Source organism: Sphaerospermopsis sp. FACHB-1094 (genome assembly GCF_014696195.1).
Classification (GTDB): Bacteria; Cyanobacteriota; Cyanobacteriia; order Cyanobacteriales; family Nostocaceae; genus Sphaerospermopsis; species Sphaerospermopsis kisseleviana.
On record NZ_JACJPT010000001.1, the window covers coordinates 43,307 to 56,033 of the forward strand.

Below are 12,727 nucleotides of genomic sequence, written 5' to 3' on the forward strand. Positions count from 1 at the left end.
TGCTATTGTCCATTGCCTGAACCAGCTACTCCACCTGGATTGGCATAGGTAACATTGCCATCAGGAATAGTATTCGGGGTTGTAAAAATGCCACTAATTTGCTGAGTTGAATTAGGAACAGTAAAGTTTAGGAGTCCACCACCAGCTTGATTGATAAAACTGAGTAAGGAATTATTACGATTTGAGAAATTAGAATTTTCGCCGATCGCAAATAATTCTCCTCCTGACTTTAAGAAAGACAAATATTGGGCTGATTCAGTCGTCGTAATCGGTTGACTATTGGTAAACCGAATATCCCAAATTTCTGAAAATCCAGTTAAATCAGTGGGCAAACTATCAACAACGGTCGTTTGAAAACCCGCTTCTTGTAATAGTGTCTTGATGTTATTTGTACTATCAGATGTTGTTTGTGGTTCAGAACTACCACTTGCTCCATTAACGATCAACACATTACCGCCCGCATTAGGTGTGTTAAAAGACAGAGAATCTTGAATACTCAAAACATTGCCATTATCATCATAAGTAAATGAAGTAATGTTACCTCTTGCATCAGTTTGTTGAGTAACCAGATTATCTTCATTCCGTTCCACAGCAGGTAATAAACCAACTTCATCAGAAGATGATACTATTTGCCCGGCTTTATCAAGATTATTGACTATTTTCTTACCATTAGCATCTGTATAGGTAGAAGCAGCATTTCCCAACTGAACAGCAAAAGGTGCATTTACAGGATCAATAGTTTTATCTGGTGCATATAAACCTTGCACTTGTACAGGATCAAAATCTAATTCTGAACCATCTTTACGAATAGCTCGATCTGCTCTTCCTGCAAAATCATAGAATGTCTGTTCTTTATTTCCTCGCTTATCAACCTCAGAAATCATCAGATGATTAGGGTCATATTCCCAAGTACGACTTGTCCCATCGGGATCTGTAATTTTGATTAAATTACCATTAGTATCGTAGGTTAATTTAGTGCTACGACCAGCCGGATCTTTTATTTCTATAATTCTATTATTGCTGTAGGTAAAAGTAGTTTCTAAACCTACCGGATCAACCATTTTCATTAACCGGCGATTTTCATAGATATACTGAGTTTCATTACCAACGTGATCGCGCATTTTCGTTAACAGATTTTCCCCATTGAACGTATAAACTGTCTGATCCTTCAATGTCCTGCGGAAAGTACCATCATTTAAACGTTCTAAGGTGGAAAAATCGCCTACTGGTGATTTATAGCTATTATCTGCTTTCTTTTCAAACAATAACTCACTACCATTACCATCAATAATAATTACCGACTGATCAGCATTAACAACTATTTCCTGTAAACCAGCTAATCCCCAACCACTACCAAAAGCACTATTTACAGTATTAATATGTAGGAATTTACCCTTACTGGTAGAAGTAGAACCATTCAACTGATTATTATTTAATCGCATTAATCCAGTGGTTAAATCATAATCATAACGACCTGAATCTAAAGTTCTCAAATCTGCCTGTAGTGCAGCATCAATCTTCCCACCACCATTAGGAATTGACCAGAAATTTTCCCCGCCATCTAATCCAAATTTACCTCCAGCAAAACCCGGTACTTCTAACTTAAAATCACCCCGTTTAATTGTTAACTCAGCCATCAATCTCAAATTAGAATCATTCGGCACATTGTTATAACCAAAATGCAAAATTGGTCTAGCATCTGCTCGTTCTGAATCATAACGTAAACTGATACCTCGACTAATTCCTAAAGATTGATAAGGTACTAAATCATGGGTTTCTATCACCGCCCCTGAGTGTAATTCTACTTCTGAATTTCCCGGTGCTGTAGCTTTACATTCATCACAACCATCATCTGGGTTGCGGTCATCAGCATCAGGATCATTAGGAGTTGGTGCGGGTGGTGCGAAGAAATGCCAACTACTATTACGAATACCACCACTAATGGTATTAATTACAGTTCCATCGTCACTAACTCGACCTGTACCCACATCATCAAAATCTCCAGTTACAGGATTAATAGACCATAAATCCATTTCTGTACCAGGTGCATATCCAGCGAGATTTGGTAAACTCAAAGGTGCAGGAGTATTAAATGTCATTTCCCCTGGTTGAATTGTCACCACCAAATCAGGACGCAGATTTTCTGGTAATGCGGCCGGAGTAAGTTCTGTGGGAACTGTGGTAATACTTAATTGTCCTGTATAGGGTTGATTTTGTTGATCGAATAAAGTATTAGCAGCAACTACTACTGCTGAACCCGGTATAGCTGCACTGGTAACAGTTTGAGTAATTGTTGGGTCAATTGTTTGGGCATTACTAATATCAATTGGTGGTAAATAAATGGGACGGTCAATAACATTTTTCACATTTGCATAAACATCATGTCCCAATAATAAATGCAATGGTTCGGCAATAGATGGATAAACAACATTATTGACTTGTTGGCCAGGTTCAATTATTAATGCTTTACCTTGTGGAGGTACTGTTAAAATAAATGAGCCATCAGCATTAGTCGTAGTAGATATATCACCAATTTTAACTTTAACTCCCGCTAAGGCTTTTTGATCAGTATTTTGAATTACACCGCTAATTCTCGTTGTTGTTTCTGTATCAGCAACAACGGATAAATTAAATTTCTTAGTTGTCACTTCCCCACCATCTCTAGCGACTAAGGTAAAATCATAACTGCCAATTTGTGAGGGGGAAGGTTTAAAAATTAATGTTCCATCGCTGTCTAAATTGCCTGTAGGTAGGTTTTGCTCACTTTCAAGAGCAAAATTGGCATTTTTCCCAAAAATCTCTTTAGATTCGAGTTTTAACTGCTGTCCTGGCATGACAGTTAACTTAGTGCATGAACGAAAATCCGTCGTTTCAGGCTTTTGGCGATTAACTTCCGATCAATAGCGAACTGCTTGCAGCAGCGCTTCGCTATCGCCCAAAAATAATTAAAAAATCACGTTAAAATGCCCGAAACCCATACCTCATATTTGGTTGATCCTGTCAATGCGTAAGTCCTATAATTGTAAATATTTACACGATTAAATTAAGTATTGTAACGATTGTTTTCAAATTACAACAAATTATACATGGTAGGGGCAATTCATGAATTGCCCCTACGGAAATATAGCGCAACCTCACATAGAATTGGTATGATGACGTGACTTATACTGATAACATACACCGCATAGGGCAGCTAAAAATACCCAAAATAATGTACTTAACCGTAAATCAAATGTTGTGACATCTACGGTATTAAATATTATCCATCCGATAAAGGCTAATAAATAACTAAAAAAGATGATTCTGTTTTCTGGTTCTAAAGATTCTGATTTCCATAGAATTTGACTAGAAGTAATTAAAATCCAAATTAGTAACCCACAAAATAACAAAGTGGTAATTAAACCGGTTTCTGCTGATAACATTAAAAATAAGTTATGGGGATGACCAGGATCAATTTGCATTTTGGTTTTATAAAGTCCGCTAAAACTGCGTAAACCCCAACCTGTAAAGGGATGTTGTTGTGTTAAATTCCAAGCAAATTCCCATTGGGTTTTTCGCATTAATGCTACTGGTCGATCAGGGAACATTTGATCATTTAACCGCGCCCAGATAAAATAAGGAACGAAACGACGGAAAAATTGAGCGATCGCTTCTGGTGCAAAAGCTGCTAACAATATGCTAGTGGCAATACTCAAAAAACCAGCGACAACTAACCGCCAACCTTGATATAAAGCATAAGCTAAACAGGTAATAATCGCTATTCCCCAAGCATTTCTAGAGTTGGTTAAAATCAAAGCTAAGAAATTAGCAATTACTGTTATTGTTAAGAAAATAATGGGATGGTAATTAGTTGTGATTTTCTGTGGGATTTTTTGTTGGAGTTTTTGATAATTGTCTAGCCATAAACCCAAACCCAAAATAAAAATTGTCACCAAATAAGCGGCTAAAGTATTGGCGTGCATGAACACAGAAGCCATACGTCCGGGTGGATCTCCTCCAGGGGCAATTGTCAAATCTATTAACACCCAAAGAAATTGTATTTTAAAACTCCAACCTAAAAATAATTGTCCAAAACCGATAATTACCACAGGTAAAGAACCTATGATCATAATCCAAGCTATTCGCCATAATTGAGCAGGTGTTTGAACTAGGGAAGTTAAGCCGGCAAATACAAAAAAATAAGGTAATAAGTTGAATAAACCCAGGAAAGCCTCTAATTTATGAGAGGCAAACCCGGTAGTTATCAACAACAATAAACTTAAAATTGCAAATCCTTTGTGTAGGGGTTTTTGGCTAATGGTGCGGTATTTTTTCGCCCAAGTTATTAATGATGCCAAACAAATAGTTACAGCCCCCAAAAATGGATTGATAGGGAAAACAAGCAACCCAAATTGAAGACTGTTCCACGCAGGTTGCAAACTAGAATCAGGATGATAAAAAGCCTTGTTCAAGCTAACTCCCAACATTCTGCACGGGTGAGACGAATTTGCGCGAGGGTGAAAATAGTAGGAATAATGCGACCATAGTTAGTAGCGATCGCTCTCCAACCTAAATCAGCAAAAAACCAAGCCCACATCATTGGTCCGACAACAGCAAATACTGTGCGAACTGCACTATATCGGGCTGCACTTACAGTCATTCCCCTTCGCGCCATTTGTGCTGTGACATAGCTTTGAAACTGTTTGCTGGCTACTTGTGTACCTGTAATTGCGGCTTCTTTGGCTACTTGATAGGTAGCTAAATGAATGGCAAATTGACGGGCAATTTGTTGAAGTACATAAGGCTGAATCACGGAAGTTACAGCTAAAGCACTACCACCTTTGAAAATTAATCCTAAAGGATCTTTTTGTAATGACAGAGGTAATGGTTTTTGCTCCTCTGATGATAATAACTGACGTTGTATTTTAGTGGCAATTTTTTGTTGTTCTTGTTTTGGCAATTTTTTCCACACCTTTCCTAAAAGATGCAAAAATACCTCTGCTTCTAAATCAATGGTTGCTAAATCGTCATAATAAGGAATTTTCAAATATTTACATACTTGAATTAATGCTTGTCGGTAAGTTACTTGATCAGTGCGCCCCCGTAATACCGTGATCCCATCAGCCGCTAAAAAGCGAAAGCGGTTTTCTATTGCATCTAACCAAGCTTGACGATCTTGGCTTTGCACTACGATGGGTTCGGGTGTGTGAACATAATCTAGGGGATTAAATTTGCGACTAAACAGAATAGCTGTTAAGTCTTGTAGTTCTTCTTCGGTGGCTAACTCTAGTACCGCCCTTAGTTCATCCAATTTCCCATCCTCCCTTCCATGCTGCTAGTCTGTACCCTATTCTACTATTAGCTTTTAATAGTTATTGTCAAGGTTGAATTGTGAAATATGTCAAATTCTCATCTTACTGATATTGCGGTTATTGGTGCGGGTATATCTGGTTTAGTTTGCGCCCAGCGGTTACGTCAAGCTGGTTATGGGGTTTTAGTGGTGGAAAAATCTCGTGGTGTGGGGGGAAGGGTTGCTACTCGGCGTTTACAGGGAACTTGGGCGGATCATGGTGCTTGTTATCTCAAGCCAAAGGGTGAATTATTCAGTAAATTTGTGGATTTATTGCAAAATCGGCAAGTTCTGAAAGTTTGGACAGATATAGTTTATGAATTTTCCATCACTGAAGGTATATCTCAACCAGCAAACTGTAGTCCGCGTTATGTTGCACCAGAGGGAATGAACAGTATTGCTAAATTTCTCACTCCTGGTTTAGAGATTTTATTTAATCAGCGTGTGATCAAGATTAATCTTACCAAAGAAAATGCTTGGTGTCTTACTTTAGACAATAATAAACAATTAAACGCCAAGGCTTTAATAGTTGCTATTCCTGCACCCCAAGCTGGAGATTTATTAGCGCCTTTGGGTAAAAGTTTATTGGGTGCTGATTTTTTCGATAGTTTGCATTCTGTTGAGTTTTACCCTTGTATTAGTGTCATGGCGGGATTTTCCCCCAACTCTCAACCCTTACCCCATTGGAAAGCTTTAACTTTTAATGATCATGCTGATTTAGCATGGATTGGATTCGATAGTAGCAAGCGTCCCCAATCACAACCACCGCATTTTGTGTTACAAAGTAGCGCCAAGTTCGCTCAACAACATCTAGAAACCCAAGATTTACAACCTGTTGGTAATGATATGTTGCAAAAAGCAGCAGAAAATTTAGCACTTCCCTGGTTAGAAAATCCTCAATGGATGCAAGTACATCGTTGGCGTTATGCTTTTCCTCGTACTCCTTTAGATATACCTTGTTTATCTGCCAATACTCCTTTACCTTTAGTTTGTTGTGGTGATTGGTGTGGCGGAAATTTGGTAGAAGGAGCAATGGTTTCGGGATTAGCTGCTGCTGCTGAAATTGATCAGCAACTGCAACATCTATTGATGGAAGATGTGGACTTTTTAAGATTTTTTTAATATGTAAATTACACTTTAATTTTTCCCTCAGAATATAATTCTGGGGAAAGACAAAATAAGCCCACAGACGGGGGCATAATTAGGAGCAGCTTCATATAGAAATAATATCAGAGGTAATGTAAATCTTATTGTGAGTTTAACTTTACTTTCAGGTTAAGCATAATTAACAAAATTTTTTGTAAATAAAGGTAAATAAAATTGATCCCTAATAGTTTATGCTGCGTTTTGTGTAGTTTTTCACCAAAATAGCGTAAATATGAAATAATTATATTTGTATAGCTCTAACATCGGTAATTAAGCAGTAGCTGGATTCCTATTTGAAAATAACATCTTTAAATAGGTATAAATTACAACTAAATATCATCAACTTTGAATCATCTGATATCTTGCCAAGATTAAATCTTGAATTGGGGGTGTCGGGTATGGTGTGGGAAAGGGTGATCACTGCTTATCATTACCAAATTGCTATTGAGATAAATGTTTTGTTGCACCAATCATTTATTTGCATGGAAAAGGAGATAAGAACAAATGAAAACCGTAGTTAAGTTAACACAGCAATCTGTTATTAGTGAAATTGAAAGTGTTTTGCATACATACCCCTACCAACCTTATCAACAGGTTTTTGCAGTTCCTGATTTACGTCAAGAGCTAATTTCTTTTGTAATTGATCGTCTTCCTGGTGTTGATAGTCGAGTTTCTGAGACTCAAATATTATTAGCTGAAAATCCCAAAGAGAGTTTTTTCAATCACAAGTTATCCCGTAATCCTTTAGAACAAAAATTACATCTACAAAACTTGATTCACCAAGGGATTTTTTCAATCATGCAAGCAAAAGCAGAGTTTATTAGTCAACACCTTTGTGAAACAATTCAACCAGGTTTTCAACCTTCTAACTGGTTTGGTTGATTTCTGTTAATTCCTAGACAACTTTCGACTATCATCAGATCCCTGGCTTTTTCCAGAAGTCTGGGATCTCACTCAATAGGGTTTACTGAAAAAGTCTTTTTTTATGGCGTTGGAATCACTACTATTTAAGATAAAACGATCAAGCCAAATATTGGAATCAATAAAGTATTTTGTCATTTTACCACCGTTCATTTGCTTCTTCTCTAGTCAGTGGTTGAAAATTAGCAATTTTGATGGGGTTTGCAGTTAAGTTATTAATTATTCCTGTTGCTGGGAATTGTTTCTTTTTGGGGATAGGTTGTAAAATCACAATTTCGACTATTTCCGCGCTGTTTATTTCTTCTTGATATTCCAGGGGAATTTCGATTTTACCGTGATTTACTTTTGCTTGAAAGTGGATGTTTGTGGTCATTTTTGATGTTCCTTGATATCTATTTATTGACTAATTATAGCATATTGTCAGAATCAGGATGTCTAGGATTTTAGGATTTTCAGGATGGATTTATTTTTGAGGATTAAATTGTCTGAATCAGTCAGAATTAGGTTCTTTTGGTGGTTTTGGGAAAATGACATCATTAAGTTTTTCTACCAATTGATAAACTGTTGTTGATGGATTAATATTGTGTATTATTATTCTTTCTTCTATAGTTAAATTATTAGGATCATTTACTCCCTGTGCATTACAATGACTTAACCAAAGCTTTTTAGCAAACCTAATAGCATTAGACTGTTTATCTTTGAGTTTTTCATACATAGTTTCAGAATTTTTTTCATATTTTTCACCCAATCTTGTTCTTGCACCTAGCATATTTTTATAATTACTTCGATGAGTTTCACTTTGATAATATTCATAATGCAATAAAAACCATAGTTCAAAAGCATCATTAGAAATAGCTAAATTTAATTTATTTTCTATTGCTGATTTAATTGCTTCATTAAAATTTTGCTGGTTATTGTTTTCCTTTTTTAAGTCTCTATCAAATACACACCAAACCTCATCATCTGCATAATTACCTTGTTCTTTTAATTGTTTAGCTGTTTTAACTACTGTTATTCCTACTCCAACCCCCTCTTTAATTTTAATAAATGCGATTCTCTTAGTGTGTGCTATTTCCTGAAAACCTTGAAAATAATTCGGTTCAGTCTCTTCCCCTTCACAAACAATCAAAAATGTTTTTTCTTTTGATCTACCACTTACTTTCCTTGGGGAGTACATTGTATTGTTTTTTGAATTTTGTCTTGCCATTTTTAATCATTAGATAATAAATTTTTAAAATTACCAATAAAGGGAATTGCTCCATATCTTCCGCGAATATAATCTGCTTCCAATGGATCATCTTCTGCAATATCATCATATTCAGCTAAAGAATATAAATCAGTTGCTCCTTGTTGATTTTTTTCTGTAAACCAGATTTGATCTCGTCTTAATAATCTACTACCAAATAGATTAGGATTAAGCAAATTAGTATCATGAGTCATAAAAATAAGCTGTGCTGATTTTGGATTATATTTTTTGGAATTAAACAACTCAATAATTTTATGGGTAATGATAGGATGTAATTTTGCATCCAATTCATCTATAATTAAAACTTGACTATATCTTAAAGCGGTTAAAAGTAAAGCCGAAAAATAAAATAGTTTTTTCGTTCCCTCAGATTCATTTTTTTCTAAATCAAATTTTTCAAATCCAATTCTTTCACCATTTTCATTATATTTTTCGTGAGATGTTTGGATGCTAGATAATTCATCCGAATATGATCGGATAATCATACTTTTCAATTCATCTGGTATGGATGATGGTAAATTTTCTGAAGATAGTTTTTCTTTAGTAATATTAATATCCTGAATTGATAAATCTAAATTTTTAATTAATTTAATACTATCTTTTTTGATTAAAGGAGATTCAAATAATTTTAAAGTAACTTTTTTATAAAAATCATCGTGTATTCCTGAACCAGATATAACTTGACAACTAGCAAACCATTTGATTATTTCAGCAGAAATTTTACCATTGAATTGTGCTACGACAGAAACAAAAAGAGAGTTATGCTTAGTCTTTTCTTCTAAATTTAATCCTTCTTGAAAAGATTTCTTATTTATTTTAAATTTGTTACCATCTCTTTGAAATAGTTGATATTCTTTAATGTTAGATTGAAAAAATAGCCATTCTTTAACTACTTTATCTTGAGACACTTTAAAACCATACTTATAAATTCTTTTATTTAGATAAAAAGTTGCTTGAAAAAATGAGGGCTTATTTTCTGTTTCTGTACTAAGTCTGAAAGGTTCAACCGGAATATTATCTGTGAATTGCATTTCTTTAGAAGAATTAATCACAAAGTTTCTCATAAATCCAAATGCTTTAGCTAAATTACTTTTTCCACTAGCATTTGCACCATAAATAGCTGTTGTTTTCAGTAATTTTACTTCTTCATTGACTGAAAATACATGATTATCATTTAATTCTTCCTCTTGACTATTTATTTCAGAAGCAACCATACTAAAAGTAACTATTTCTTTAAAAGATAGAAAATTGCCTACTTGAAATTCTATGAGCATGAATTGAATTTCCTCCTTTGCTTATATTAGTTTGTCTACTTTAGTAACCAGTTGTAATTAAAACATATTTTGGACAGAGTAACAACTCCATATACCAATATTATTATGAAATTATAATTTATTTTTTATTTTTTTATCTTTAGATAACAAATTTCGTCCATTCGTAACTCCTGTAACAATTCCTTTACAATAAAATAAAGAAAACAAGACATTGCAGGAGAAAAGCTAAATCATGTTAGCAGAATATCAACAACATACCCAAGAACGCGCCCAATTAGGTATTCCCCCCTTACCATTAGATGCAAAACAAGCATCAGAATTATGTGAATTACTCAAAAATCCCCCCCAAGGACAAGAAGAGTTATTACTACATTTATTACGCGATCGCATACCCCCCGGAGTAGATCAAGCAGCTTACGTTAAAGCAGGTTTTCTCACAGCTATTGCAAAAGGAGAAATTACCAGTCCCCTAGTTTCTCCCCTAGAAGCAGTAGAATTACTAGGTACAATGGTAGGCGGTTATAACGTACAATCATTAATTGATTTACTCAGTTCCTCTGTAGCAGAAAGCGCCGCCACAGCATTAAGTAAAATTTTATTGGTTTATGATGCGTTTCATGATGTATTAGAACTAGCAAAAACCAACAAATACGCCAAAAAAGTGGTAGACTCTTGGGCAGCAGCAGAATGGTTTACTTCTCGTCCCACACTCCCCGAAGCTATCACCGTTACGGTTTTCAAAGTTCCTGGAGAAACTAACACCGATGACTTATCACCCGCAACCCACGCTACCACCCGTCCTGATATTCCCCTTCACGCTTTAGCAATGTTAGAAACCCGTCAACCGGGAAGTTTAGAAACCATTGCAGACTTGAAGAAAAAAGGACATCCTGTTGCTTACGTCGGTGATGTAGTCGGTACCGGTTCATCTCGTAAGTCTGCAATCAATTCTGTATTATGGCATTTAGGTAATGATATTCCCTTTGTTCCCAACAAACGGGCAGGAGGTTATATTTTAGGTGGGGCGATCGCACCTATCTTTTTTAACACAGCCGAAGATGCAGGTGCATTACCCATACAATGCGATGTTACCAAAATGGAAACCGGTGACGTAATCACAATTTACCCCTACAAAGGACAAATTACCAAAGCAGGAGAAGTGATTGCCACCTTCACCCTCAAACCTGACACCATTTTAGACGAAGTTCGCGCTGGTGGACGCATTCCCCTATTAATTGGACGTACCCTCACCGACAAAACCCGTCAAGCATTAGGTTTAGAACCCAGCAAATTATTTATTCGTCCCCAACAACCAGCAGACACCGGAAAAGGCTTCTCATTGGCGCAAAAAATGGTCGGGAAGGCTTGTGGTTTACCCGGTGTACGTCCGGGGACATCTTGCGAACCAATTATGACTACAGTCGGTTCTCAGGACACTACAGGACCGATGACAAGAGACGAGTTAAAAGAACTTGCTTGTTTAGGTTTCAGTGCAGACTTAGTAATGCAGAGTTTCTGCCATACCGCAGCATATCCCAAACCAGTGGATATTAAAACCCATCAAGAATTACCAGACTTCATCTCCTCTCGTGGTGGTGTAGCTTTGCGTCCTGGTGATGGTATCATTCACTCCTGGTTAAACCGGATGTTATTACCGGATACAGTGGGAACAGGAGGAGATTCTCACACGCGCTTTCCTTTGGGTATATCCTTTCCTGCGGGTTCTGGGTTAGTTGCGTTTGCAGGTGCATTGGGTGTAATGCCTTTAGATATGCCAGAATCAGTTTTGGTAAGATTCAAAGGAGAATTGCAACCAGGAATAACTTTGAGAGATATTGTTAACGCTATTCCTTATGTTGCCATCCAAAAAGGATTATTAACCGTCGAGAAAAAGAACAAGAAAAATGTTTTTTCTGGACGGATCATGGAAATTGAAGGTTTACCCAATTTAAAAGTAGAACAAGCATTTGAATTAACAGATGCTTCTGCAGAACGTTCTTGTGCTGGATGTACAATTAAATTGAGTGAAGAAACCATTGCCGAATATTTGCGGTCAAATATTGCCCTGTTAAAAAATATGGTAGCACGGGGTTATTCTGATGCGCGAACCATCATGAGAAGAGTAGCAAAAATGGAAGCATGGTTAGCCAACCCTGTGTTATTATCAGCCGATGGAGATGCGGAATATGCAGAAATAATTGAAATTGATTTGAATGAAATCAAAGAACCAATTGTTGCTGCTCCCAATGACCCTGATAATGTTAAGTTATTATCGGAAGTTGCTAATGATCCAGTACAAGAAGTTTTTGTTGGTTCTTGTATGACAAATATCGGTCATTATCGGGCAACTGCCAAGGTTTTAGAAGGTGCAGGAGAGGTAAAAGCAAGGTTATGGATCGCACCTCCTACAAGAATGGATGAACACCAATTAAAGGTAGAAGGTGTGTATGATGTTTTCGTAGGTGCAAAAGCGAGAACTGAGATTCCTGGATGCAGTTTGTGTATGGGAAATCAGGCGAGAGTGGAAGATAATACTACTGTGTTTTCTACCTCTACTCGTAACTTCAATAATCGCATGGGAAATGGCGCACAAGTGTATTTAGGATCGGCAGAATTAGCGGCAGTTTGTGCGTTGTTGGGGCGTATTCCTAATGTGCAGGAATATTTGGATATTGTGGGTGAGAAAATCCATCCTTTTGCGGATAATTTGTATCGTTATTTGAATTTTGATCAAATTGTTGGTTTTGAGGATGAGGGTAGGGTAATTAGTAAGGAGGAACAGGCGGCTTTGGTGTAATTTAGGTTAGGGTG

General features: G+C 36.5%; 9 protein-coding genes. 3 read left to right on the top strand and 6 right to left on the bottom strand.

Annotated features, from left to right (window positions below):
• Positions 1-2 precede the first annotated feature (2 nt).
• The 3 genes from H6F47_RS00245 to H6F47_RS00255 form a co-directional block, all read right to left on the bottom strand.
• On the bottom strand, positions 3-2,834 hold the full coding sequence (locus tag H6F47_RS00245; protein WP_190647215.1) for a hypothetical protein: 2,832 nt from the start codon (positions 2,832-2,834) through the stop codon (positions 3-5).
• Positions 2,835-3,134: 300 nt separating this feature from the next.
• Positions 3,135-4,466, bottom strand: coding sequence for an O-antigen ligase family protein (locus H6F47_RS00250; protein ID WP_190647217.1), 1,332 nt, complete (start codon positions 4,464-4,466; stop codon positions 3,135-3,137).
• Positions 4,448-5,290 (bottom strand): YaaW family protein, encoded by an 843-nt coding sequence (locus tag H6F47_RS00255; protein ID WP_137666295.1) that lies wholly within the window; start codon positions 5,288-5,290, stop codon positions 4,448-4,450. Before H6F47_RS00255 ends, H6F47_RS00250 begins: the two co-directional genes overlap by 19 nt.
• An 87-nt stretch (positions 5,291-5,377) precedes the next feature.
• Here H6F47_RS00255 and H6F47_RS00260 point away from each other — a divergent pair, with 87 nt between their 5' ends.
• Both H6F47_RS00260 and H6F47_RS00265 read left to right on the top strand, forming a co-directional pair.
• Positions 5,378-6,451, top strand: coding sequence for an FAD-dependent oxidoreductase (locus H6F47_RS00260; protein WP_190647219.1), 1,074 nt, complete (start codon positions 5,378-5,380; stop codon positions 6,449-6,451).
• Positions 6,452-6,979: 528 nt separating this feature from the next.
• On the top strand, positions 6,980-7,357 hold the full coding sequence (locus H6F47_RS00265) for a hypothetical protein (RefSeq protein WP_137666297.1): 378 nt from the start codon (positions 6,980-6,982) through the stop codon (positions 7,355-7,357).
• Positions 7,358-7,535: 178 nt separating this feature from the next.
• On the opposite strand, the gene H6F47_RS00270 is transcribed toward H6F47_RS00265, so the two are convergent.
• The 3 genes from H6F47_RS00270 to H6F47_RS00280 all read right to left on the bottom strand — a co-directional run bounded on the left by H6F47_RS00270 (position 7,536) and on the right by H6F47_RS00280 (position 9,916).
• Positions 7,536-7,769, bottom strand: coding sequence for a hypothetical protein (locus H6F47_RS00270; protein ID WP_190647221.1), 234 nt, complete (start codon positions 7,767-7,769; stop codon positions 7,536-7,538).
• Between the two features lie 117 nt (positions 7,770-7,886).
• Positions 7,887-8,603 (bottom strand): RloB family protein, encoded by a 717-nt coding sequence (locus H6F47_RS00275; protein ID WP_190647223.1) that lies wholly within the window; start codon positions 8,601-8,603, stop codon positions 7,887-7,889.
• 2 nt (positions 8,604-8,605) lie between these two features.
• Entirely contained in the window at positions 8,606-9,916 is a 1,311-nt protein-coding gene (locus tag H6F47_RS00280; protein ID WP_190647225.1) for an ATP-binding protein, read from the bottom strand.
• Between the two features lie 232 nt (positions 9,917-10,148).
• On the opposite strand from H6F47_RS00280, the gene acnB reads away from it, so the two are divergent.
• The gene (gene acnB / locus H6F47_RS00285) at positions 10,149-12,713 is read left to right on the top strand and encodes a bifunctional aconitate hydratase 2/2-methylisocitrate dehydratase (protein WP_190647227.1); all 2,565 of its coding nucleotides are present in this window, start codon (positions 10,149-10,151) and stop codon (positions 12,711-12,713) included.
• The last annotated feature ends 14 nt before the right edge of the window (positions 12,714-12,727 follow it).